Here is a 24,341-nt window from a genome sequence, read left to right on the forward strand (position 1 = left end):
TGTGTCTGTGGGAGCGAGGCTTGCCCGCGAAGAACGATGACGCGGTGCAACAGGTACACCGCAGCGCCCGGTTCGCCGGCAAGCCTGGCTCCTACAGCGCGAAGAACGATGACGCGGTGCAACAGTTACACCGCGGCGCCTGGTTCGCCGGCAAATCGGATCGCCGCAAAGCAGGCCTATACATGGGGAAGGTGGGGGCGCCGTGACGTAGCGACCCCGCCAGGTGAATCAAAGCTTCGGCAACTGCCCGATGCGGCTCATCATCTCGGTCACGATTTGCAGGTCAAGCAGGAACTGCTCGGTGGTCTTGAACTCGTTGTCGTTGTGACCGGTGTATTTGACGTCCGGCATGGCCAGGCCGAATTGCACGCCGTTGGGCAGTTCGTGCACCGAGGTGGCGCCGGCGGAGGTGCCGAACTTGTGCTCCATGCCGAGGTTTTCGCTGGCCACGGCGAGCAGGGCCTTGACCCATTCACCCTCGGGATTGCGGTACATCGGCTCGGCAATGGAGAAGTCGAAGGCCGGTATAATGTTGCTGTTCTTGCTCCAGGCATCCAGTTTCGTGGCGATTTCGGATTTCAGTACTTGCGGGGATTTGCCCTTCGGTACTCGCAGGTTGACTGCAAGCTTGAAGGTTTTGTCATCCATCCCGACATAAGTCAGGGAGGTGGTGAGCGGGCCCATGAACTCATCGGCGAAACCCACTGCCAATTTACCCCCCAGGTAATCCAGCCCCCAGTTGTCGGCGGCGTAGCGGGCGGCGTCGGTGATGTGGTTGTGCTTGAGCGCGACCTTGCCGTCGAGGCTGTTGATGAAGTCCAGCATCCTCGCCACCGGGTTGATGCCGGACTCGGGTTCGGAGGAGTGGGCGGACACACCAGTGACGGTCAGCATGACGTCATTGCCGACCACCTTGGCGGCGACGTCGAAGTTGCCACCATTGCGCATGGCGTACTCTGTACCGGCCTTCTGCAGGCTGGCCGCCAGTTCTGCGGGATTGTCCGCCACCAGGGTGGCGACCGAGGTCGACGGAATCTGGTTGGTCGCCAGGCCGCCTGTCATCGCAGTGATTTCAGCGCCCTTGCCTTGAGCCTTGCGCTTGGCGAAGCTGGCCATGACCGTGCCGTAGCCTTTCTCGGCAATCACCACCGGGTAGCCGCCATCCAGCGCCAGGTTGTAGTTGGGCGTCGGGTTGCGTTCGAAATAATAGGGGATGGCGTCGCCCGTGGTTTCTTCGGTGGTGTCTACCAGCAGCTTGAAGTTCCTGGCCAGCGGCAGCTTCTCTTCCTTGATGACCTTCATGGCGTAGAGCGTGACCACGATGCCGTTCTTGTCATCTTCCGTACCCCGGCCATACATGCGATCGCCCACCAGGGTGACCTTGAATGGATCGAGACGGGTGCCATCCTGCAGCACCCAATTCTCTGGCGTCACCGGCACCACGTCGGCATGGGCGTGAATGCCGACGACTTCATCACCAGCGCCTTCCAGGGAAATTTCATAAACGCGGTTGTCGATGTTGCGAAAGCTCAGGTTGAAGCCCTGGGCCAGGCCCTTGATCTTCTCGGCGATCTTGATGAACTCGGGATTGTCGTGTTGGGCAACGCCGTCCACGCGCACGGTCGGGATGGCTACCAGTTCACGCAGGGTTTGCGTAGCCGCGCTGCCGTATTTCACCCGTGTGTAGAGGCCAAGCAGGCGATAGATCTGGTTTTGCTGCTCAGGGGACAGTGTCTTGTTATCGAGGAAGGAACTGATGGCCGTGCCAAGATCGTCAGTCTTGGCGATATCGCGCTTGGCCAGGCTTTTCAGGAACTGGCGGAAATCCTTTACCGAGGTATCGCTGAACGTCTTGAGGATGATCGCATTCTGTTGCGGGGTGATGTTGGCCTGTGCAGCGTTGGCGAACGAGGACAGGCTGGCGACCACCAGGGTAGCTGCGGCCAGGTGCTTGAGTGAAAAGTCCATTGCTGGGGGCATTCCTTTGCAGGTGTCTTGTAGGAAATATCTGATCGTTAGATCAGAAACATCCGCAAGCTAACACTGCGAGGGAGAGGTGGGGAGCCCCTGAAGTGGGATCTGTCGCACAGAAATGCAAAAGCGGCGCAGATATGAAAACCGCGCATGACGAACCACCATCGCCCGCGAGACGGTTCCTACAGGGCCGTTTTTGTCCCACGTTTGCTGGTGCCTGCAGGCTTGCGCTTGGCCGGCTTGCGTTTGTTTTTCCAAGGCGTTGCACCGCGCCCGGCAGGGCTGGCGGGGCCGCTGATGGTGAGGCTCAGGCCGGCGCAGCGACTGACTTGCTTGCTCATCCAGGCAGCCTGTTTGGTGACGAACTCGTCCAGGCTCATTTCCCCGCTCTGCACCATGTCCAGGGCCTGTTCCCAGATGGCGGTGGTGCCCGGGTCGGCAATGGCCCGCGGTACCGCATCGATCAGGCTGAAAGCGGCCGGGGTCGCGGCAAGCGCCTTGCCGTTCTTGATCAGGTAACCACGGTCGAGCAGCCCCTGGATGATCGAGGCTCGAGTCGCTTCGGTGCCGATGCCGGTGGTGTCCTTGAGTTTTTGCTTGAGCAATGGATCTTCCACCAGTTTGGCGACGTTCTTCATGGCCTTGATCAGGTCGCCTTCGGTGAAGGGTTTGGGCGATTGTGTCCAGAGGTCCTTGAGTTGCACGTCAGCCACCGCGCAATCAATGCCTTCCCTGAGGTTGGGCAGGGTTTGCGGCGCGGGTGCTTCGCGGCCCTTGGCGGGTGCAAGGGCTTCGGGCAAGGCGCGTTTCCAGCCAGGTTCGACGATTTGCTTGCCGACTGCACGCAAGGCCTCGCCAGCGCAATCGAAGTCGGCCTGGGTGCGGTCGAACTCGTGGTTGGGCAGGAACTGCGCCAGGTAACGGGCGCGGATCAAGGTGTAGACCGCGCGTTGCTTGCCTGCCAGGCGTTCGAGGTTTTTTGCCGCGGCGGTGGGAATGATGCCGTGGTGCGCGCTGACCTTGGCATCGTTCCAGGCCCGTGAACGACGCTGGGGTTCCAAATAATCGTGCAAGGCATTCAGTGCCGGGTCGGCCTGGCGTAGCGCCGCCAGGATGCCCGGTGCTTCGCTGTGCTGGCTGAGTGGCAAGTAGCCGCAGTCGCTACGCGGGTAGGTGATGACCTTGTGGGTTTCGTAGAGCGCCTGGGCGATGTCGAGGGTTTCCTGGGCACCGAGCCCGAGCTTTTTCGAGCAGACTTCCTGCAAGGTGCCGAGGTCGAATGGCAGCGGCGCCACTTCGCGCATCCGTTCGGTGCGCAGCTTGATGACCCTGGCGCTTGCGGCGGCAAGCATGGCCGCTGCCGCTCGTTGCGCCAGCGCCTGATTCAGGCAGCGATCCTGGTCGTCGCACACCTCGGAGGCGGCCCGCCATTGTGCCGTGAAGGCGGTGCCGTCGTGCAACAACTGCACCTCGACAGCCCAGTAGGGCACGGGCACGAAGGCAGCGATGCTGCGGTCGCGATCCACGACCAGGCGCAAGGTAGGCGTCTGCACCCGGCCGACCGGCAGGACACCCTGGTACCCGGACTGGCGTCCCAACAAGGTGAATAGCCGACTCATATTCATGCCGATCAGCCAGTCGGCCCGGGAGCGTCCCAGCGCCGAATGGTAAAGACTGAAGGTCTGCGCACCGGGCTTGAGGGCGGCGAGGGCCTTGCGGATCGAGGCATCGTCCAGCGCCGACAGCCACAATCGCTGGATCGGGCCGCGATAGCGGCAATGCTCCACCAGTTCCCTGGCGATCATTTCGCCCTCGCGGTCGGCGTCGGTGGCAATGACCAGTTCGCGTGCTTCGCCGAGCAGGCGCTTGACCACCTTGTATTGGCTGGCCGTGCGCGGCTTTACGGTCATCTTCCATTGGTCGGGAATGATCGGCAGGTCTGCCAGTACCCAGCGCTTGTAGCGCGCGTCATAGGCATCCGGGGGCGCGGTTTCCAAAAGGTGGCCGATGCACCAGGTCACTGTGACGTCCGTTCCCAGCCAGCAGCCGTCGCCACGTCGCCGCGCGCCGAGGACGGCCGCAATGTCTTTGGCCTGGGAAGGTTTTTCACAGAGGTAAAGCCGCATAACCACCATCGTCGATCAATGTGAGCAAGTGCACAGGATGGCGTGAGAGGAGCGCGAGAGCAATCTTTATCTGTATGGATGTACAGTTTTTACGTTGCGTTTGATTGCGCAGGCCGTTTAGCTGTGAGGCCATCGTTATCGGGGAATCTGAGTTATACCTGATACGTCGTAGTCTCAGGTTTTGGGGTCGCTGCGCGGCCCATCGCGGGCAAGCCACGCTCCTGCAGGTCAACTTCTGTCATGAGGATTGTTTTCCATGAAAAGCTCCGGTCCCAGCCCTGTCATCACCATCGCCGAGCAGCCAGGCTGCCTGTTGGTGAAGTTCCACGGTATCCAGGTGGCTGCATCTTCACGTGCGTTGGTGCTATTGGAAGCCAATTACCCTCCGGTGTACTATGTCCCGCGAGAAGACATCGACGAGAAATATTTCGCCCGCACCGACCACACCAGCTATTGCCCGTACAAGGGCGATGCCAGCTATTTCAGTTTGCAGGTGCCGGGACATGAAGGGGCTAATGCGGTGTGGAGTTACGAGAATCCGAAAGTCTCGGTTGCACAGATACGCGAATACATGGCGTTTTATCCAGATCAGGTGAAATTTGAGCTCGTTGAACTCGACGAGTGAGTCGCCATTGCCATTAAAAGATCGCAGCCTGCGGCAGCTCCTACAGGGGAACGCATTCCAGGGTAGGAGTTGCCGAAGGCTGCGATCTTTTGATTTTCAATCAGTTCTTATCCAGATCGACGTTACGTGTCTCTCGCAGGCACAACATCCCCACCACCAGGCTCACCCCGGTGATCAGCACCGGATACCACAGCCCATAGAAGATGTCGCCGGTGTACACCACCAGGGCAAATGACACGGTCGGCAGGAAACCGCCGAACCAGCCATTACCGATGTGGTAGGGCAGGGACATCGAGGTGTAGCGGATACGGGTGGGGAACAGTTCGACCATCAGCGCCGCCAGCGGGCCGTAGCACATGGCGGAGATGATGATCAGCGCGACGATCAGGGCCACGATCATTGGTTTGTTGATCTGCTGCATGTCGGCCTGTTGTGGGTAACCCGCCAGGGTCACCGCGCCACGCAGGGCGGCTTCGTCGAAACCGTCGATCTTCATGTCACCGACGCTGACCTGCACATCGCTGCCGGCCGGGGCTGCTGCGCTCTGGTACGGCAGGCCTTGCTTGACCAGGAAGGTCTTGACCTTGTCGCATGGGCTGTCGAATTTCGCCTTGCCTACCGGGTCGAACTGGAAGGTGCAGGTGGCCGGGTCCGCGAGCACGGTAATCGGCGCCTGGCGGCTGGCCTGGTCGATGGCCGGGTTGGCGTAGTGGGCCAGGGTCTTGAAGATCGGGAAGTACAACACGGTGGCGAGCAGCAGGCCCAGCATGAGTACCGGTTTGCGCCCGACCTTGTCCGATAGCCAGCCAAAGAAAATGAAGAAGGGTGCACCGATGGTCACACTGACGATCAGCAAACCGTTGGCCACTGCGGGGTCCATTTTCAGGAACTGGGTGAGGAAGAACAGCACATAGAACTGCGCAGCATAGAAGGTCACCGCTTGCCCGGCGTTGATGCTGAACAGGGCGATCAATACCACCTTGAGGTTTTCCCACTTGCCGAAGGAATCGCGGATCGGCGACTTGCAGAGTTTGCCTTCCTCTTTCATTTTCACGAACGCAGGCGACTCGTGCAGGCTCAGGCGAATCCAGGTCGAGATGCCCAGCAGGATGATCGAAAACAGAAACGGAATGCGCCAGCCCCAAACTTCGAACTGATCGCCCGTGAAATAGCGGCAACCCAGTACCACCAGCAGCGACAGCAACAGGCCCAGGGTGGCGGTGGACTGGATCCAGCTGGTGTGGAAGCCACGTTTGCCCATCGGCGCGTGCTCTGCCACGTAGGTCGCGGCGCCGCCATATTCACCACCCAGTGCCAGGCCCTGGAGCATGCGCAGCACCACGAGGATGATCGGCGCGGCGATGCCGATGCTCGCGTAATTGGGCAGCAGGCCGACGCAGAAGGTTGCCAGGCCCATCAGCACGATGGTGGCGAGGAAGGTGTATTTGCGCCCGATCATGTCGCCCAACCGGCCGAACACCAGGGCGCCGAATGGCCTGACAATGAAGCCGGCGGCGAACGCCATCAAGGCAAAGATGAACGCGGTGGTGTCGTTGACCCCGGCGAAGAACTGTTTGCTGATCACCGCCGCGAGGGCGCCGTAGAGGAAAAAGTCATACCACTCGAAAACCGTCCCGAGCGACGAGGCGAAGATGACTTTCTGGGTTTCCTGGCTGGTGCCCGCGCTACGCACGGCTTCCAGGGGCTGAACGTGTTCTGACATATCGGTATCCCTCACAGTGATTGTTTTTGTTGTTCCACTGTCGGCGCTTTCCTTGTGGGCGGGCGCCGCGTTTATCCATAAATCGGGGTGTACCCGTTACCCGTAGGAGCGAGCATGCTCGCGATGCACCTGAGAGCACCGCGGGGTGTCAGGTTTCCAGCGTCATCGTTGACGGCCATCGCGAGCATGCTCGCTCCTACAGTGTCCGTGCAGGGTTCACGGGTGTGTGGCCAGTTCCTTTTCCGGGGTGAGGCTCCTTGTGTCGGGGTTGAGGATCAGTTGTGCAGCCTTCTCCGCGATCATCAGCGTAGGCGAGCAGGTGTTGCCCGAGGTGATGCGCGGCATGATCGAGGCATCGGCGATGCGCAGGCCGGGGATGCCGTGCACGCGCAGTTCTGCATCGACCACCGCGTCCGCGTCGTTGCCCATGCGGCAGGTGCCGACCGGATGGAAAATCGTCGTGCCGATCCGCGCGGCGGCTTCATGCAGCTGTTCTTCGCTCTGCAGGCTGTCGCCGGGCAGGTACTCGACCGGTTTGAACGCCCTCAGGGCCGGCGCGGCAACGATGCGCCGGGTCAGGCGGATGGCATCGGCGGCGACCCGCAAGTCTTCCGGGTGGCTCAGGTAATTGGGCTGGATCAGCGGCGCTTGTTGTGGATCGGCAGAGCGGATCTGCACCGTGCCCCGGCTTTGCGGACGCAGATCGCAAACCGATGCGGTAAAGGCCGGGAAGGCGTGCAACGGCTCACCAAAGCGCTCCAGCGACAGCGGCTGCACGTGGTACTCGAGGTTGGCCGAGGTTTGCTCGGGCCCTGAACGCGCAAAGGCCCCCAACTGACTCGGCGCCATCGACAACGGACCGCTGCGGTCATACAGATAACGCAGGCCCATGCCCATCTTGCCCCACAGGCTGCCGGCGATTTGATTGAGCGTTCGGGCATTCTCCAGCTTGTAGATCAGCCGCAGTTGCAGGTGGTCCTGCAAGTTGCCGCCAACGCCGGACAGTTCATGGACTACACCGATGCCCAGGCGCTGCAGCAGTGGGCGAGGGCCGATGCCGGAACGCTGCAGGATGCTCGGTGAACCGACGGAACCGGCGCACAGGACGATTTCCTTGCGCGCCTTGAAAGTCTTGGCCTGGCCCTGCCAGCGGGCGCTGACCGCCGAAGCACGAGCGTTTTCCAGCATTACGCGGTCGACCTCGACACCGGTCAGCACCGTCAGGTTGGGGCGCTGGCGGATCGGTTTGAGAAAGGCCTTGGCTGCATTCCAGCGGATGCCCGCCTTCTGGTTGACCTGGAAATAGCCGCAACCTTCGTTATCGCCCTGGTTGAAGTCGTCGATGCTGGCGATGCCGCTTTGTTCGGCGGCGCTGCGAAAAGCATCGAGAATCGGCCAGGACAGGCGCTGGCGTTCAACCCGCCAGTCGCCGCTGGCGCCGTGAAACGTTGATTCGCCGGCAAAATGGTTTTCGCTCTTCTTGAACAACGGCAGCACGTCTTGCCAACGCCAGCCAGGGTTGCCGTCAGCCGCCCAGCCATCATAGTCGCCGGCCTGGCCGCGCATGTAGATCATGCCGTTGATCGACGAACATCCGCCCAGTACCTTGCCGCGTGGGTAACTCAGGGTACGACCTTGCAAGCCCGGTTGCGCCTCGGTCTTGAAGCACCAGTCGGTTCGCGGATTGCCGATGCAGAACAGGTAGCCCACCGGGATGTGGATCCAGGCGTAATTGTCGCGACCGCCGGCTTCGAGCAGCAGCACGCGGTGTTGCGGGTTGGTCGACAGGCGATTGGCCAGTAAACAGCCGGCCGGCCCGGCCCCAACCACGATGTAGTCGTATTCATCAAGGGAAGCGTGCATCCCTGACCTCGCTTGTTGTTCTTGTTGGGGACCATCCTAGTTGTTAGCTTTCGTTAAAAGAATGTTAGTTTTTACCCAGCTACTGTTCGTTTTTAAACAACGCTGACCAAGGGATGGACGATGTTCGACTGGAATGACCTGCGGTTCTTTCTCGAGCTACAGCGAAGCGGGCGTTTGCTCACTGCTGCGCGCCGTTTGAACACCACCCATGCCACCGTGGCGCGGCACATCGAGGCCGTTGAAAAGAGCCTGGGCACCGCACTGTTCGTGCAGCATGCCCAGGGGTATGAGCTGACCCCGGCGGGCGAAGCATTGCTCAAGCACGCCGAGGCGATGGAGAACGTCGCGCTGCTGGCGCAGGAAGAAATCACCCAATCCACGGCGCCGCTGGGCAAGATCCGGGTGGGGGTGACGGAAGGGCTGGGCATCATGTTCCTTGCCAGCCGCATGAACGGACTGTTCGAGCGCTACCCCGGACTGGAAGTGGAACTGGTGGCGGTGCCGCGCTTTGTCAGCATCCTCAACCGCGAGGCGGAAATCAGCATCCACCTGGAGCGCCCGGCCGCCGACATGCTGGTCACGCGCAAACTGGCGGACTATCGCCTGGCGCTCTACGCCAGCCAGGACTACCTCGACCGCTCCCCGGCGCTGCGCAATCGTGAAGACCTGGGGCGCCATGCCTGGATCGGCTACGTCGACGATTTGCTGTTCAGCCAGGAATTGATGTTCCTCAACAGCTTCTGCCGCAACCCGCAGGTGGTGTTCCACAGCACCAGCGTCATCGCCCAGCAACAGGCCGCGCGCGCAGGTCTTGGGATCGCCGTGCTGCCGTGCTACATGGCCAGTGCCGATCCTGGCCTTTTGCCGTTGCTCCCCCAGGAGAGCATCCTGCGTAGTTACTGGATCAGTACCCGTCGCGAGTTGCACAAGTCGGTGCGGTTGCGGGTGATGTGGGATTACGTGGTGGAGTTGTGTGAGCGTGAGCAGGATTTGTTGCTGGGCCCCAACCCTCCCGTGATTTAACGGTGCCTCGGATACCACTGTAGGAGCTGCCGCAGGCTGCGATCTTTTGATTTTTCAAGATCAAAAGATCGCAGCCTGCGGCAGCTCCTACAGAGGGAGACCGTGTTTCAGGCGAGGATTTCGAAGGCCGTACTGGCCAGCCGCTCGCCATTCACCAACACATGTACCGCATGCTTGCCCGCGTAATGCCGGCGGGTGGTCAGTTCCTTGATGTGTTGGCCGCGGGTGATCGGTTGTGTGGCGTTGCCTGGTAGCGTCAAGGCCTTGAGCTTGAAGACCTTGGCCGAGGTGCTGCCGTTGGCCTTGACGTAGTCGATGGCGTAATCGATCACCAGGCGCTGGCTGTTGTGTACCGTGGACTTGACCGCAAAGGACAGGGTGATTTTTTCGCCGAGCCCGATCACTGGCGGATTGACCTGCACATCGATGATCTGGACTTCAGGTTTGCCGCCCGCGCCAATGATAGCCAGGGCGCGCAGGTTGCCCTGTTTGATCAGGCTGCGCAGGGCATGCCTGGCGATCCATGCGGTGTGCGGGTTGTCCAGCGACCAGCCCTCGATCAGGTCCAGTACCCACTCGGGCTGGTCCTTGGTGATGTCATTGAGGTGATTGGCCACGGACTTGCGCACGTAAAGGCTGGGGTCGGCCTTGAGGTTGTCGAGGATCCCGGCGGCCAGTCGCGGGTCGGCCTGGACCGGCTCCAGGCGAAACGACCAGGGCAGGCGCGGCCGGCAACCTTCGCTGGCGAGGCGCCGGACATGTTCGTTGGCGTCCAGCGACCAGTCATGCATCAATTGCAGCGAGCGTTGCAAATCGTCGCGCAGGAAATGGCGGATGGCGAACTCCGAGGAACCGAATGCGGTGAAGTACTTGAGCGCCTCCATCGACAGTTCGAACCGCTCCGCGCCATAGGTCGCCACGTAATGCGGCAGGCACATGCTGACAAAACCGCTGTTGAGGCGAGGGGCGAGGGCGCGCAGTACTTCCAGCGATGCTTCATAACCCAGCGGCAATACCGCGTGCAAGCATTCGCTGACGCGGGCCAGGCGCTGCATCACCGACAATTCGGCCAGGCCATGGTTGGCCAGTTTCAGGAAACCCTTGGCGTCGAAGTCGGGATACACCGCCGTCATCTCGGCGGCGATGTGCCGCAGGCGCTCGGCGTTGAAGATTTCCTTGAGAGCGGTGTCGTCAGCCATGTTGGAGTCCGTGTGTGATAGGGGCGGGGTGCCGGCCAGGAGGCCGGCACATTCATCTCAACCGTTCTTCGCCTGCTCTTCCAGCTGGTCCGATTCGAATAACCGTGCCAGTTCCGCCCGCGCTTCCTGCGCCGTCTGCTTGACCTTCACCGCGTCGTCGTAGATCGCGTGCTGGGCTTCGAGCACCTGTTCGTCGTGATGCTTGAAACGCTTGATCCGTGCATCGGCCTGTTCGGGCGTCAGTCCCAGGCCGATCAATGTCTGCCGGCTCATTTCCAGACTGGAGTAAAAGGTTTCGCGCACGGCGTGGGCGCCCAGGTCCACCAGGCGATGCACATGCTGGCGGTTGCGGGCGCGGGCAATGATCTTGATGTGCGGATAGAGCTTGTGCACCAGTTCGGCGGTCTTGATGTTGGTGTCCGGGTCGTCGGTGGCGATGACGAAGAACTCGGCATCCGCAACCTTGGCCGCGCTGAGGATTTCCGGACGCATCGGGTCGCCGTAATACACCGGTACGCCGCCGAAGCTGCGCGACAGTTCGATGGTTTCCACCGAGGTGTCGAGGGCCACGAACTTGATGTTCTGAGCCCGCAGGATACGCGCGACGATCTGCCCCATACGGCCCATGCCGGCGATCACCACACGGGGCTCATCGGCGTCGATTGCGCGAAATTGCTCCGGAACCACCACCGGTTGCACCTTCGGGCTAACCAGTCGGGCGCACAACAACATCAACAGGGGCGTCAACGCCATCGACAGGGTGATCGCCAGCACCAGCAAGTCGTACAGGCGTGGATCGAACAGACCATGATCACGGCCGATCTTGAACACCACAAAGGCAAATTCACCACCAGCCGCCAGCACGATGCCCAGGCGAATGGCGCTGATCTTGTTCAAACCGCCGGCCAGTCGGCCGACGACAAACAGCAACGGCAGTTTGACGGCGATCAGCAGCAGGGTCAGCCCCAGCACCACGATAGGCTCGCGCAGCAGCAGGCCGAGGTTGGCGCCCATGCCGACACTCATGAAGAACAGCCCCAACAGCAGGCCCTTGAAGGGTTCGATCTGTGCTTCCAGCTCGTGCCGGTATTCGGAGTCTGCCAGCAGCAGGCCGGCAAGAAATGCACCGAGGGCCATGGAAATACCGGCCAGGTCCATCAGCCAGGCTGTGCCCATCACCACCAGCAACGCGGTCGCGGTGGACACTTCCGGCAAGCCGGTCTTGGCGACCACGCGAAACACCGGACGCAGCAAGTACCGTCCGCCGATCACCACAATGGCAATACTGACGAGCACGCGAAGGCCCTGGTTGACATCGTCGACCGCGCTGACGTTTGCGCTACTGCCTGCCAGCAGCGGCACCATGGCGATCAGCGGGATTGCGGCGATGTCCTGGAACAGCAGGATCGCGAACGCCAAGCGGCCGTGGGGGCTGGTCAGTTCCTTGCGCTCAGCCAGGCTTTGCAGGCCGAAGGCGGTGGACGACAGGGCCAGGCCCAGGCCCAGCACGATCGAGGTGTTCAGCGGTTGCCCGAAGACATACAGCGCCAATACGCCCAGCAGCGCACCTGTCAGCAGTACTTGCGCCAGACCGACGCCGAACACCGCCTTGCGCATCACCCATAAGCGCCGTGGCGACAACTCCAGACCGATGATGAACAGCAGCAACACCACGCCGAGTTCAGAGATGTGCGCGACACTTTCCGTATTGCCGATCAGGCCCAGCCCCGAGGGGCCGATGATCACGCCGGCAAACAGATAACCCAGCACCGCGCCCAATTGCAGGCGCTTGGCCAGGGGAACGGTGAGTACGGCGGCGAGCAGAAATACGACTGCGGCTTGCAACAGACTGCCTTCATGGGGCATTAGAAAAACTCCATCAACTCGGTACGGCGGGTCGACAAGGATAAAGGCTGGCCTGGGTTCAAGGCTATCGCGCAAAACAGTTGTCGAGCGGACATCGCCGTCGCACTACAGCAATTCCCCCAGGTCCCAGAGCCGTACAAGCTCAGCGGGGGCCTGGTTTTCCGGCACTTTCAACACCATCTGGTCGTCCTGTTCGCCTGCGTGGTAGCGCAGCTCGATCTGGTAAAAGCGCTGATCTCCCCCGCCCGAGGCCGAGCTGGCCAGCGGCAGGCACCCTTCGAGCAGGCCACGGATGCGCGAACGCTGCTCGAGATCGCATTGCGCGAATTCGATTTCCCGGGGGCGCGTCAGGGCCTGGATTGCGGCAAAGCCACCTTGGCGAGACAGGCGCACAACGGCCCGGTCGTCCAGTGTCGGCAGGGTTTTCATGGTGCCTCCTGCGTCGTCTCGACGCCTACTTGTGACCAGCCGCGCTGCACCACCCGCGCTTCATTGGCGCTGAAGCGCCGACGCGCATGCTCCACGGTGAGTTTTGCAAAGGCACTGAATGACGTCTCATGACTCAAGCGCTTGTCACACAGTGCGTCGTACCAGATGAGCCCGGCTGTTTCCCAGGCGAATCCACCCAAGGCCTTGGCGGCCAGGTAAAACGCCCGATTGGGAATGCCGGAATTGATGTGCACGCCGCCATTGTCCTCCTGGGTGATCACGAATTTGCGCATGTGGTCCGGTTGCGGGTCCTTGCCCAGCAGTGGGTCGTCATAGGCGGTGCCCGGGTGGGCCATCGAGCGCAAACCGACGCCCTTGATCCGCGGGGTCAGTAAATCCGCGCCGATCAGCCAGTCCGCCTGGTCGGCGGTGTGCCCCAGCAGGTATTGCTTGGTCAGCACGCCAAACACATCCGACAGCGATTCATTCATCGCCCCGGACTGGTCGGCATACACCAGGCCCGCTTCGCTCTCGACCACGCCGTGGGTCAGCTCGTGCCCGACCACGTCCAGCGAGCGGGTGAAGCGCTGGAAGATTTCCCCATCGCCGTCACCGAAGACCATCTGCGATCCGTTCCAGAAGGCGTTCTCATAGTCCTGGCCATAATGCACGCTGCCGATCAGGGCGAAACCCTTATCGTCGATGGAGTCGCGGCCCAACACTTTCCAAAAGAAATCGTAGCTGGCCCCCAGCGCGTCGTAGGCCTCATCGACCGCCGGATCACCGCTCGGCGCCTGGCCTTCGAGGCGCACCGGCATGCCGGGCAGGAGCATCTTGCCCTGGGCATCATGCACGCTGCGCTGTACCTGGCCACGTTTGGAGGTTGCCGGCAGGATCGCGGCGGCAGCTGGACGCACCGGTGGGCCAGGCGTATGCCGAAGGGTACGCACATGGGCCAGTGTGCTCATTGCGCTGGAACGCTGGTGTTCAGATCCATGCGCGACGATACGGTGCAGAATGTAGGGCGGAATGAAACTGCGCAGGTCAGTCATCAGAGCATCCTTTCTGAGCGCGAAGTCGATACTTATGTGAGCGGCGCAGGGGTATTCGGTTCCGCCGGTTGCCATTGGCAGCAGTTTCTGCGAAAACCTGCGTCCGCGCCCGCAAGTCCAGGGCACTGTAGATGAGTTAAGAACATGAACGACGAACTGCAAATCATTGATCTTGAACCGGGTGACGGCAAGGCCGTCGTCAAAGGCGCACTGATCACCACCCAATACCGCGGCTGGCTGGAGGACGGTAGCGAATTCGACTCTTCCTACAGTCGAGGCAAGCCGTTCCAGTGCGTGATCGGCACCGGTCGAGTGATCAAGGGTTGGGACCAGGGCCTGATGGGCATGCAGGTCGGTGGCAAGCGCAAATTGCTGGTCCCGGCGCACCTGGCCTATGGCGAGCGTACGATGGGCAAGATCCCGCCGAATTCGAACCTGATATTCGAGATTGAATTGCTGGAAGTGCTGACGCGGGACGATTGAGTGCGGAACATGGAAACACGAACGCCGATCCGTTGAGACCGTTTGTATCCCTGTAGGGGAAAGAGCCAAAAAAAACGCCGCCCTCGAATTCGGGGGCGGCGCTTTTTTATTGCAGTGGACGTCAGGTCAAACCTTGACGATCCAGCCCGCTGGCGCTTCGACGTCGCCAGTTTGCACGCCGGTCAGCTCTTTGTAGAGCTTCTGGGTGATCGGGCCGACTTCGGTTTCGCTATGGAACACGTGCAGGTGGTCGTTGTAGCTGATGCCGCCGATTGGCGTGATCACGGCGGCGGTACCGCAAGCGCCGGCTTCCTTGAAGTCCGACAGCTTGTCGATGAACACGTCACCTTCGATCACTTCCAGGCCCAGGCGCGTTTTGGCCAGCTCAATCAGCGACAGGCGGGTGATGCCCGGCAACACCGACGGCGAGTTCGGGGTCACGAACTTGTTGTCGTGGGTGATCCCGAAGAAGTTGGCCGAACCGACTTCTTCGATTTTGGTGTGGGTCATCGGGTCCAGGTAGATGGCGTCGGCGAAGTGCGCCTTCTTGGCCTGGGAGCCTGGCATCAGGCTGGCGGCGTAGTTGCCACCGACCTTGGCTGCGCCAGTGCCTTGCGGGGCCGCGCGGTCGTAGCTGGAGATCAGGAAGTTGTGCGGGGTCAGGCCGCCCTTGAAGTAGGCGCCGACCGGGATGCAGAAAATCGAGAAGATGAACTCGGGTGCGGTACGCACGCCGATGTTGTCACCCACGCCGATCACGAACGGACGCAGGTACAGCGCGCCGCCAGTGCCGTAAGGCGGGATGAAACGCTCGTTGGCCCGCACCACATCCTTGCATGCTTCGATGAACTGCTCGGTGGACACCTGTGGCATCAGCAGGCGCGCGCAGCTGCGTTGCATGCGCGCGGCGTTCTGGTCCGGGCGGAACAGGTTGATCGAACCGTCCTTGCAGCGGTAGGCCTTCAGGCCCTCGAAGCATTGCTGGCCATAGTGAAGGGCCGTGGAGCCTTCGCTGATGTGCAGCACATTGTCTTCGGTCAGGGTGCCTGCGTCCCACTCGCCATTACGCCAGTGCGACAGATAGCGCTTGTCGGTCTTGATGTAGTCAAAACCCAGCTTGTCCCAATTGATGCTTTCGTTACCCATGACACCCTCTATCACTTAACAACCGCCGAAACGGTTCAATGTTTCTGACGTTTTCTGGATGGGGACAACAATACTTCATTCCGGACCCATTTCGCAGCCCGGATTTGATCGTTCCCACGCAGAACGTGGGAACGATCATGCGTGGGGGTCACAGATGCAGTGCGTGGCCAAGCGCCCGCAACGCCGCTTCCTGCACCGCCTCGCCCAGCGTTGGATGCGCATGAATAGTGCCGCCGATGTCTTCCAGCCGCGCACCCATTTCCAGGCTTTGCGCGAATGCCGTGGACAATTCGGAGACGCCGACGCCCACCGCCTGCCAGCCAACGATCAGATGATTGTCCCGACGAGCGACCACGCGCACGAAGCCGCTCTTGGACTCCAGCGTCATTGCCCGGCCATTGGCGGCGAACGGGAAGTTCGACACGATGCAGTCAAGACCTGCCGCCTTGGCCTCGTCCGGGGTCTTGCCGACCACCACCAGTTCCGGGTCGGTAAAGCAGACGGCGGCGATGGCGGCGGGGTTGAACTCGCGGTGCTTGCCGCTGATCAGTTCGGCCACCATCTCGCCCTGGGCCATGGCCCGGTGGGCGAGCATCGGCTCGCCACTGAGGTCGCCGATGGCGTAGACGTTGCGCATGCTGGTCTGGCAACGGTGATCGATCTTGATCGACGCGCCGTTCATCGCAAGGTCCAGCGTTTCTAGGTTCCAGCCCTCGGTGTTTGGCTTGCGACCCACGGCCACCAGTACCTGATCGGTCTCCAGGTTCAGGATGCCGCCATCCGGGTCGCGTACTTGTAAGGTATTTGCTGATGAATCAAAGCCTTGCACGCTATGCTTCAAGTAAAGTTTCACGCCAAGTTTCTTCAATTCGTCGTGCACGGGCTGGGTCAGTTCGCCGTCGTAGGCCGGCAGGATGCGTTCCTGGGCCTCGACCACGCTGACGTCGGCACCGACCTTGCGATAGGCAATCCCCAGTTCCAGGCCGATGTAGCCGCCACCCACCACGACCAGGCGTTTGGGCACGGATGTCGGTGCCAGCGCTTCGGTGGAGGAGATGATCGGCCCGCCAATCGGCAGCATCGGCAAGTTCACGCTTTTGGAGCCAGTGGCCAGCACCAGGTGCTCGCACTGGATGCGCGTGTCGCCGACGTCGACGGTTTTGCCGTCGACGACCTTGGCCCAGCCTTGAACGACCTGGACCTTGTTCTTTTTCAGCAGGGCCGCGACACCGGTGGTCAGGCGGTCGACGATGCCGTCCTTCCATTCCACGCTTTTGCCGATATCCAGGGTTGGCGCCGAGACGTTGATGCCCAGGGCCGAGTGCTGGTTGTGCTGTTGCGTCTGGTGGAACTGTTCAGCCACGTGAATCAGTGCCTTGGACGGAATGCAGCCGATGTTCAAGCAAGTGCCGCCCAGGGATTGGCCTTCCACCAGGATGGTCGGAATGCCCAGTTGGCCAGCACGGATCGCGGTCACATAGCCGCCAGGGCCGCCGCCGATGATCAGCAGCGTAGTGTGCAAAGTTTGCATGGTGCTCTCCAGCAAAAATCAGTCCACAAACAGGGTGGCGGGTTGTTCGAGCAGGCCACGGACGGCCTGGATGAATTGTGCCGCGTCCATGCCGTCGACCACCCGGTGATCGAAGGAGCTGGAGAGGTTCATCATCTTGCGGATCACGATCTGGCCTTTGATCACCATGGGCCTCTCGACGATTTTGTTCACGCCGACGATCGCCACTTCCGGCAGGTTCAGCACCGGGGTGCTGACGATGCCGCCCAGCGCGCCGAGGCTGGTCAGGGTGATGGACGAGCCGGACAGTTCGTCGCGGCTGGCCTTGCCGTTACGGGCGGCCGTGGCCAATCGGGCGATTTCAGCGGCACTGTCCCACAGGCTGCGAGCCTCGGCATGGCGAACCACGGGCACCATCAAGCCAATATCGGCTTGGGTGGCGATACCGACATGCACCGCGCCCAAGCGGGTGATGACCTGGGTTTCGTCATCGTAGCGCGCGTTGATCTGCGGGAAATCACGCAGGGCGACGACCAGGGCGCGAACCAGGAACGGCAGCAAGGTCAACTTGCCGCGGCTGGCACCGTGTTTTTCGTTGAGGTGCGCACGCAGTTCTTCCACGGCAGTGACGTCGATTTCCTCGACATAGCTGAAATGGGCCGCGCGTTGCGTGGCGTCCTGCATACGCTGGGCGATCTTGCGCCGCATGCCGATCACCGGGATCTGTTCTTCGTCGTTGCGCTGGGCGTAAGCGCTGCTGACGGTTGAGGCATTCGACTGACCCTGGGCCAGATAGGCCTCGAGGTCTTCGTGCAACACACGACCCGCCGGGCCAGTGCCACGAACCAGGCGCAACTGGATACCGAGGTCCAGCGCATGCTTGCGCACCGCCGGGGAGGCCAGGGGACGCTCATCGGCTTCGCGGGCGACCATTGGCCCCTGGCAGGCGGCGGCTTTCGGTGCAGCGGCAGCGACCGGTTTGGTCTCCACTGCGGTTTCGACTTTCGGCGCAGCGACCGTTGCTTCTTTTACCGGTGCCGGTTGCGCAGACTCCCTGACGTTGCCCGCGCCTTCGACTTCGATGCTGATCAGCACGCTGCCGACCGCCATCACTTCACCTGGCTGACCGCCAAGGGCAATCACCTTGCCATGCACCGGCGACGGAATATCCACCATTGCCTTGTCGGTCATGACATCGGCCAGCACCTGATCTTCGACGACCATGTCGCCGACCTTGACGTGCCACTGTGACAACTCAACTTCTGCAATGCCTTCGCCAATGTCCGGCATCTTGATAACGTGCGTGCCCATTCAGACCTCCATGACCCGTTTCAACGCAGCGCCCACACGGGACGGCCCTGGGAAATACGCCCACTCTTGCGCGTGCGGGTAGGGGGTGTCCCAACCGGTGACGCGTTCGATCGGCGCTTCCAGGTGGTGGAAGCAGTGCTCTTGCACCAGCGCCGTCAGTTCGGCACCGAAACCGCAAGTACGAGTCGCTTCGTGGACGATCACGCAGCGCCCGGTTTTCTTCACGGACTTGACGATGGTTTCCAGGTCCAGCGGCCAGAGGCTGCGCAGGTCGATGACCTCGGCATCCACGCCGCTTTCCTCGGCGGCCACTTGCGACACGTACACGGTGGTGCCGTAGGTCAGTACCGTGACGTCCTTGCCCGGACGGGCAATGGCGGCGACATCGAGCGGCACGGTGTAATAGCCGTCTGGAACCTGGGCGGCGGGGTGTTTCGACCAAGGGGTTACCGGACGGTCGTGGTGGCCGTCGAACGGACCGTTGTACAGGCGCTTGGGCTCGAGGAAGATCACCGGGTCATCATTTTCGATGGAGGCGATCAGCAGGCCCTTGGCGTCGTAGGGGTTGGACGGCATGACGGTGCGCAGGCCGCACACCTGGGTGAACAGCGCCTCGATACTCTGGCTGTGGGTCTGGCCGCCGTAGATACCGCCACCGCAAGGCATGCGCAAGGTCAACGGCGCGGTGAATTCGCCAGCCGAGCGATAACGCAGGCGCGCGGCTTCGGAAATGATCTGGTCGTAGGCCGGGTAGACGTAGTCGGCGAACTGGATCTCCACCACCGGGCGCAGGCCGTAGGCGCCCATGCCTACTGCAGTGCCGACGATGCCGCTTTCGGAGATCGGCGCGTCGAACACCCGGGAGGTGCCGTACTTGGCCTGCAGGCCTTCGGTGCAGCGGAACACGCCGCCGAAGTAACCGACGTCCTGGCCGAACACCACGACGTTGTCGTCGCGCTCAAGCATCACATCCATGGCCGAGCGCAGGGCCTGGATCATGGTCATGGTGGTCGTGGTCATGGCGGTATCCAGCTGGATATTGTTGTTGTGATCGTTCATGTCAGATCCCCAGCTCTTGACGCTGGCGCTTCAAATGCTCCGGCATCTCTTTATAGACATCTTCGAACATGGTCGCGGCGCTTGGAATCTGGCCGCCGGCAAGGGTGCCGTACTGTTCGGCTTCTTTCTGCGCGGCGATCACCTCGGCTTCCAGTTCGGCGCTGACGGCGGTGTGTTCTTCTTCGGACCAGTGGCCAACCTTGATCAGGTGCTGCTTGAGGCGCGCGATCGGATCGCCCAACGGGAAGTGGCTCCAGTCGTCGGCAGGACGGTACTTGGATGGATCGTCCGAGGTGGAATGCGGGCCGGCGCGGTAGGTGACCCATTCGATCATGGTCGGGCCGAGGTTGCGGCGCGCGCGTTCGGCGGCCCAGGCAGAGGCGGCGTAGACCGCGTAGAAATCGTTGCCGTCGACCCGCAGCGAGGCGATGCCGCAACCGACGCCACGCCCGGCGAAGGTGGTGGCTTCACCACCGGCAATCGCCTGGAAGGTGGAGATGGCCCACTGGTTGTTGACCACGTTGAGGATCACCGGCGCGCGATACACGTGAGCGAAAGTGAGAGCGGTGTGGAAGTCCGACTCGGCGGTGGCACCGTCGCCGATCCAGGCCGAGGCGATTTTGGTGTCGCCCTTGATCGCCGAGGCCATGGCCCAGCCTACGGCCTGGACGAATTGGGTGGCGAGGTTGCCAGAGATGGTAAAGAAACCGGCATCTTTGACCGAGTACATGATCGGCAACTGACGTCCCTTGAGCGGATCGCGCTCGTTCGACAGCAGTTGGCAAATCAGGTCCACCAGCGGTACGTCGCGGGCCATCAGGATGCTTTGCTGGCGGTAGGTCGGGAAGCACATGTCGTCGATGTTCAAGGCCAGGGCCTGGGCGCTGCCGATGGCTTCTTCGCCGAGGCTCTGCATGTAGAACGACATTTTTTTCTGGCGTTGGGCGACCACCATGCGGTTGTCGTAGATCCGCGTCTTGAGCATGGCACGCATGCCTTTGCGCAGGATGTCCACCGGTACGCCTTCGGCCCACGGGCCCAAGGCATTGCCCTGGTCGTCGAGCACACGAATCAGGCCACGGGCCAGGTCTGCCGTGTCAGCCGGTTCAACGTCGATAGGGGGTTTGCGCACTGTGCCGGCGTCGGTCAGGTGCAGGTAGGAGAAGTCGGTTTTGCAGCCGGGGCGACCCGAGGGTTCGGGGACGTGCAGGCGCAGCGGTTCGTACGCTTGGTTCATGGCTTCTACGCTCGATCTTGTGAATTTCTTGTAGTGAGCTGACAGATTTCATTCGGTGGAAGAAATCTTGTCCTACAACAATCATAGGCCCGGCCAAGAAGAATATTTCTCTGTGTTTCGTTGCGCTCAAGATCATTTCCAGATAAAAAATCTGCATAAACATAAAAAACAGGTGTTTTTGTCTCATGCGCAAACTGGACCGTACCGATATCGGCATTCTCAACAGTCTCCAGGAGAACGCACGCATCACCAACGCCGACCTGGCACGCTCGGTCAACCTGTCACCGACGCCATGCTTCAACCGGGTCAAGGCGATGGAGGAGTTGGGCTTGATTCGTGAGCAGGTGACCCTGCTGGATGCCGATCTGCTGGGGCTGCACGTCAATGTGTTCATCCACGTCAGCCTGGAAAAGCAGGTGGAGGAGGCGTTGCAGCATTTCGAAGAGGCGATCTCCGATCGGCCCGAAGTGATGGAGTGCTACCTGATGGCCGGCGATCCGGATTACCTGATTCGGGTGCTGGTGCCGACCATTCAGTCGCTGGAGCGCTTCATGATGGATTTCCTCACCAAAGTCCCCGGCGTTGCCAATATCCGTTCGAGCTTTGCGCTCAAGCAGGTGCGCTACAAGACGGCGTTGCCGTTGCCGGCCAATGGGTTGACCTTGGGTACCTGATCGTTCCCACGCTCCGCGTGGGAATGCATCCCGTGACGCTCTGCGTCACATCCGGAGCGGAACGCGGAGCGTCCCTGGCGGCATTCCCACGCGGAGCGTGGGAACGATCGAGGGGGGGGTCAGAACTTGTTCAGGGGGATTTTCAGGTAGACCACGCCATTGTCCTCCGCCGGCGGCAGATTCCCCGCCCGCACATTGACCTGAATCGCTGGCAGCAGCAGCGTCGGCATGCCCAACCCGGCATCGCGTCGGGTGCGCATGTCGACGAACGCGGTTTCGTCGATGCCGTCGCGCACGTGGATGTTGCTCTTGCGTTGTTCGCCAACGGTGCTCATGCAGTGCGGTTCACGGCCCTCGGGCGGGTAGTCGTGGCAGACGAAGAGGCGCACGCTGGCAGGGAAGGCCAGCAGCTTGTGGATCGAGGCGAACATCTGATGGGCGTCACCGCCGGGAAAGTCGCAGCGGGCGGTTCCGACGTCGGGCATGAACAGGGTGTCCCCAACCAGGATCGCGTCGCCGTCGACCAGGTAAGCCATGTCTGCCGGGGTATGGCCAGGTACATGCAGGGCGGTGGCCTTGAGGTTGCCGATGCGAAATGACTCGTTCGGGGCGAACAGGTGATCGAACTGCGAGCCGTCAATGCAAAACTCCGGCTCAAGGTTGAACAGGGTCTTGAACACGCCCTGCACCTTGCAGATCGACTGGCCGATGGCGATTTTGCCGCCCAGTTCCCGGCGCAGGTAAGGCGCGGCGGACAGGTGATCGGCGTGGGCGTGGGTTTCCAGCAGCCATTGCACCTGCAAGCGGTGCTCGCGCACGAAGGCGATGATCCGGTCGGCCTGCAGGGTGCCGGTCCGTCCGGCAGCCGGGTTGTAGTCGAGTACCGGATCGACGATCGCGCATTGTCCGCCATCGGTTTCGTAGATGACGTAACTGTAGGTTGACGAGGCGTCGTCATAAAAAGCTTCAATGAGGGCGGGCATGTGGGTTTTTTCTTCAGGGGCAAGTCATGAGGTTAGATTCATTTTCCCTGCGCTGACCAGCCCACGACACATTCAGTTGATGAAAAAAACGCTGCGGGCTCTATCCTGTCACTCTATCGATACCGGGCGTTCCCGGCCTTTGTCATGGATTACGAGCGTTCTATGTTGCTGGCGAGTTTTTTTGGTGTGGTCATGGGGTTGGTGCTCGGTTTGACCGGGGCCGGGGGCGGTATTCTTGCAGTGCCGGCGCTGGTGTTGGGACTCGGCTGGAGCATGACCACGGCGGCGCCCGTCGCGCTGTTCGCCGTGGGCAGCGCAGCGGCGGTCGGTGCCATCGATGGCTTGCGCCATGGCCTGGTACGCTATCGCGCGGCGCTGTTGATTGCCTTGCTGGGCGCGATGTTTTCCCCGCTGGGCATCTACTTCGCCCATCAACTGCCGGAAAAGGTCCTGATGATCCTGTTCAGCCTGCTGATGGTCATGGTGGCTGCGCGGATGTTGCGTCGCGAACGCAAGGACCAGGGGCCCAGCGATCATGGTCACGCCAACTGGGGCCAGAAGAACTGCATGCTCGATCAGCAGACCGGGCGCTTTTCCTGGACCGCCAAATGCACCGCGACCCTCGCGGCCCTCGGTGCGGTGACCGGTGTAGTCTCTGGCTTGCTGGGTGTGGGCGGCGGGTTTCTGATCGTGCCGGCCTTCAAGCAGCTGACCGACGTGCAGATGCGCGGCATCATTGCCACGTCCCTGATGGTCATCAGCCTGATCTCGGCCATCGGCGTGATCGGCGCATTGCATGCCGGGGTGCGCATCGACGGGTCTGGCATGGCCTTTATCGCCGCCAGCATCGTGGGCATGATCATCGGCCGAAAGCTTTGCGCGCGAGTGCCGGCGCGGGCGCTGCAGGTGGGATTTGCGAGCATCTGCCTGGCAGTCTCTGCCTACATGCTATTGCGGGCAGGTCTCTGAATTCTTGTAGGAGCGAGCATGCTCCGGGCGGCGTTCCGACGATGGAGGTCAACGATGACTCGGGGTACCTGATTCCCCCGCTGTGCTCTCAGGTTTTTCGCGAGCATGCTCGCTCCTACAGGGGGCGGTAATGCAGTGTGAAGGTCAATTCTGCCGATTGGCCCTGCTCCAGCAAACGCAACCCGGGCCGACTGGGCAAGTGGTGCGCGTTGACCGGGTGGCTGACCGGTTCGATGCAGAAAAAACCCAGTCCTGGCGGACAATAGAGCAGGTAGTAATCGCTGCCGGTAGCCTGGCATTCCAACTCGTAACCAAGGTCGGGTTGCTGGATCAGGCAGTGGCCATCCCAGTTGCAGAAACCGTTGTCGACCAGTGTCTGGGGCAGGGCCTTGGGCTGCCGGAAATCCCATTCGGCGGGTAATGCACCCAGCCCGGTTGGCAGTCTGGCGGCGTCGCACAGCCACACTTGCCCGGCCTTTGCCTGTAGTCGCGTGCCAGCGCTTCGGGGCAGGTACGGGTGCAGGCCCAGGCCATGCCAGGCCGCGTGCTCTGCCAGATGGGTAACGCTCAACTCGATACACAGCTTGCCTTTATCGAGATGGAAATGTTGGCGGGCGCAATAGGCAAAGGGCTCGGTGCTATCGAGTTGCAGCACCACGTCGTTAGGCGTTTTGGAGACTACCTTCCAAGGCTGCTGCCAGGCGCTGCCATGAATCGGCAGAGGATCGGTGAGGCTATTGGGCGCCAGGGCCAGCCAACCATCCGGGCAATCGAAGCCCCCTTCGGCAATGCGGTTGGACCACGGCACCAAAGGGAAGCAGCCCAGTTTGCCGGGAAGGCCCGTGTTCAATGCGTGCTCATCGGCGTGCCGCAACAACGGCTGGCCGGTGTGGTGCACGGACCAGTTGACGATGCTGCCGCCAAGTTCGGGGGCGAGGGTGAGGCGGGTGAATTCGTCTTCGAGTTCGAGCAATGTGGGTTTCATGTTCACCAGCGGTAAAGGGAATGCACGGATTGCCTTTGGAGGAGCCGGCTTGCTGGCGATGGCGCCCTTGAGAACGCCATCGCCAGCAAGCCGGCTCCTACAGA

The 24,341-nt window shown here is 61.5% G+C and carries 21 protein-coding genes; 6 read left to right on the forward strand and 15 right to left on the reverse strand.

Features of this window, described 5'->3' with window-relative positions; translation table 11 throughout:
- Positions 1-20: 20 nt before the first annotated feature.
- Entirely contained in the window at positions 21-206 is a 186-nt protein-coding gene (locus tag AC1Q8Q_RS17925) for a hypothetical protein (RefSeq protein WP_492615307.1), read from the forward strand.
- Positions 207-228: 22 nt separating this feature from the next.
- Here AC1Q8Q_RS17925 and AC1Q8Q_RS17930 read toward each other — a convergent pair whose 3' ends face one another.
- Complete coding sequence (locus AC1Q8Q_RS17930; RefSeq protein ID WP_492615308.1) at positions 229-1,968, reverse strand: dipeptidase; 1,740 nt, start codon at positions 1,966-1,968, stop codon at positions 229-231.
- Between the two features lie 188 nt (positions 1,969-2,156).
- Positions 2,157-4,100 carry a DNA topoisomerase III gene (locus AC1Q8Q_RS17935; RefSeq protein WP_492615309.1) on the reverse strand — a complete coding sequence of 648 codons (1,944 nt, stop codon included), beginning with the start codon at positions 4,098-4,100 and terminating at the stop codon, positions 2,157-2,159.
- Between the two features lie 256 nt (positions 4,101-4,356).
- Here AC1Q8Q_RS17935 and AC1Q8Q_RS17940 point away from each other — a divergent pair, with 256 nt between their 5' ends.
- The gene (locus AC1Q8Q_RS17940; protein ID WP_020798535.1) at positions 4,357-4,725 is read left to right on the forward strand and encodes a DUF427 domain-containing protein; all 369 of its coding nucleotides are present in this window, start codon (positions 4,357-4,359) and stop codon (positions 4,723-4,725) included.
- A gap of 100 nt (positions 4,726-4,825) precedes the next feature.
- On the opposite strand, the gene AC1Q8Q_RS17945 is transcribed toward AC1Q8Q_RS17940, so the two are convergent.
- Positions 4,826-6,448, reverse strand: coding sequence for an MFS transporter (locus tag AC1Q8Q_RS17945; protein ID WP_020798534.1), 1,623 nt, complete (start codon positions 6,446-6,448; stop codon positions 4,826-4,828).
- Positions 6,449-6,664: 216 nt separating this feature from the next.
- The gene (locus AC1Q8Q_RS17950; protein ID WP_454865772.1) at positions 6,665-8,311 is read right to left on the reverse strand and encodes a GMC family oxidoreductase; all 1,647 of its coding nucleotides are present in this window, start codon (positions 8,309-8,311) and stop codon (positions 6,665-6,667) included.
- Positions 8,312-8,431: 120 nt separating this feature from the next.
- Here AC1Q8Q_RS17950 and AC1Q8Q_RS17955 point away from each other — a divergent pair, with 120 nt between their 5' ends.
- Positions 8,432-9,334 carry a LysR family transcriptional regulator gene (locus AC1Q8Q_RS17955; RefSeq protein ID WP_492615310.1) on the forward strand — a complete coding sequence of 301 codons (903 nt, stop codon included), beginning with the start codon at positions 8,432-8,434 and terminating at the stop codon, positions 9,332-9,334.
- Between the two features lie 107 nt (positions 9,335-9,441).
- Here AC1Q8Q_RS17955 and AC1Q8Q_RS17960 read toward each other — a convergent pair whose 3' ends face one another.
- From AC1Q8Q_RS17960 to AC1Q8Q_RS17975, 4 genes are all read right to left on the reverse strand, one after another.
- Positions 9,442-10,533: a DNA alkylation repair protein gene (locus AC1Q8Q_RS17960; protein ID WP_492615311.1), complete on the reverse strand. Its 1,092-nt coding sequence runs from the start codon at positions 10,531-10,533 to the stop codon at positions 9,442-9,444.
- 57 nt (positions 10,534-10,590) lie between these two features.
- The gene (locus AC1Q8Q_RS17965) at positions 10,591-12,399 is read right to left on the reverse strand and encodes a monovalent cation:proton antiporter-2 (CPA2) family protein (protein ID WP_020798530.1); all 1,809 of its coding nucleotides are present in this window, start codon (positions 12,397-12,399) and stop codon (positions 10,591-10,593) included.
- Between the two features lie 105 nt (positions 12,400-12,504).
- Positions 12,505-12,828, reverse strand: coding sequence for a protealysin inhibitor emfourin (locus tag AC1Q8Q_RS17970; protein ID WP_020798529.1), 324 nt, complete (start codon positions 12,826-12,828; stop codon positions 12,505-12,507).
- Positions 12,825-13,880: a M4 family metallopeptidase gene (locus AC1Q8Q_RS17975; protein ID WP_033045606.1), complete on the reverse strand. Its 1,056-nt coding sequence runs from the start codon at positions 13,878-13,880 to the stop codon at positions 12,825-12,827. The genes AC1Q8Q_RS17970 and AC1Q8Q_RS17975 overlap by 4 nt, the downstream gene beginning before the upstream one ends.
- 144 nt (positions 13,881-14,024) lie before the next feature.
- Between AC1Q8Q_RS17975 and AC1Q8Q_RS17980 the strand changes: the two genes are divergently transcribed.
- Positions 14,025-14,363, forward strand: a complete 339-nt coding sequence (locus tag AC1Q8Q_RS17980) for an FKBP-type peptidyl-prolyl cis-trans isomerase (protein ID WP_151142442.1) — start codon at positions 14,025-14,027, stop codon at positions 14,361-14,363.
- A gap of 126 nt (positions 14,364-14,489) precedes the next feature.
- Here the strand turns inward: AC1Q8Q_RS17980 and AC1Q8Q_RS17985 are convergent, their stop codons facing one another.
- From AC1Q8Q_RS17985 to AC1Q8Q_RS18005, 5 genes are all read right to left on the reverse strand, one after another.
- The gene (locus AC1Q8Q_RS17985) at positions 14,490-15,509 is read right to left on the reverse strand and encodes a branched-chain amino acid aminotransferase (protein ID WP_020798526.1); all 1,020 of its coding nucleotides are present in this window, start codon (positions 15,507-15,509) and stop codon (positions 14,490-14,492) included.
- A gap of 148 nt (positions 15,510-15,657) precedes the next feature.
- Positions 15,658-17,040, reverse strand: a complete 1,383-nt coding sequence (lpdA, locus tag AC1Q8Q_RS17990) for a dihydrolipoyl dehydrogenase (RefSeq protein WP_492615312.1) — start codon at positions 17,038-17,040, stop codon at positions 15,658-15,660.
- Positions 17,041-17,058: 18 nt separating this feature from the next.
- Positions 17,059-18,330 carry a dihydrolipoamide acetyltransferase family protein gene (locus AC1Q8Q_RS17995; RefSeq protein WP_454865774.1) on the reverse strand — a complete coding sequence of 424 codons (1,272 nt, stop codon included), beginning with the start codon at positions 18,328-18,330 and terminating at the stop codon, positions 17,059-17,061.
- Positions 18,331-19,389 carry an alpha-ketoacid dehydrogenase subunit beta gene (locus AC1Q8Q_RS18000; RefSeq protein WP_020798523.1) on the reverse strand — a complete coding sequence of 353 codons (1,059 nt, stop codon included), beginning with the start codon at positions 19,387-19,389 and terminating at the stop codon, positions 18,331-18,333.
- A gap of 1 nt (position 19,390) precedes the next feature.
- Positions 19,391-20,626 carry a 3-methyl-2-oxobutanoate dehydrogenase (2-methylpropanoyl-transferring) subunit alpha gene (locus tag AC1Q8Q_RS18005; RefSeq protein ID WP_083348943.1) on the reverse strand — a complete coding sequence of 412 codons (1,236 nt, stop codon included), beginning with the start codon at positions 20,624-20,626 and terminating at the stop codon, positions 19,391-19,393.
- Between the two features lie 185 nt (positions 20,627-20,811).
- On the opposite strand from AC1Q8Q_RS18005, the gene bkdR reads away from it, so the two are divergent.
- Positions 20,812-21,300: a Bkd operon transcriptional regulator BkdR gene (gene bkdR / locus AC1Q8Q_RS18010; RefSeq protein ID WP_008059350.1), complete on the forward strand. Its 489-nt coding sequence runs from the start codon at positions 20,812-20,814 to the stop codon at positions 21,298-21,300.
- A gap of 119 nt (positions 21,301-21,419) precedes the next feature.
- Here bkdR and AC1Q8Q_RS18015 read toward each other — a convergent pair whose 3' ends face one another.
- On the reverse strand, positions 21,420-22,283 hold the full coding sequence (locus AC1Q8Q_RS18015) for an MBL fold metallo-hydrolase (protein WP_020798309.1): 864 nt from the start codon (positions 22,281-22,283) through the stop codon (positions 21,420-21,422).
- Between the two features lie 162 nt (positions 22,284-22,445).
- Between AC1Q8Q_RS18015 and AC1Q8Q_RS18020 the strand changes: the two genes are divergently transcribed.
- The gene (locus AC1Q8Q_RS18020; protein ID WP_454866388.1) at positions 22,446-23,252 is read left to right on the forward strand and encodes a sulfite exporter TauE/SafE family protein; all 807 of its coding nucleotides are present in this window, start codon (positions 22,446-22,448) and stop codon (positions 23,250-23,252) included.
- 115 nt (positions 23,253-23,367) lie between these two features.
- Here the strand turns inward: AC1Q8Q_RS18020 and AC1Q8Q_RS18025 are convergent, their stop codons facing one another.
- Positions 23,368-24,237, reverse strand: a complete 870-nt coding sequence (locus AC1Q8Q_RS18025; RefSeq protein ID WP_454865775.1) for an aldose 1-epimerase — start codon at positions 24,235-24,237, stop codon at positions 23,368-23,370.
- Positions 24,238-24,341 lie beyond the last annotated feature (104 nt).

Source organism: Pseudomonas sp. GW823-FHT06B06 (genome assembly GCF_058795195.1).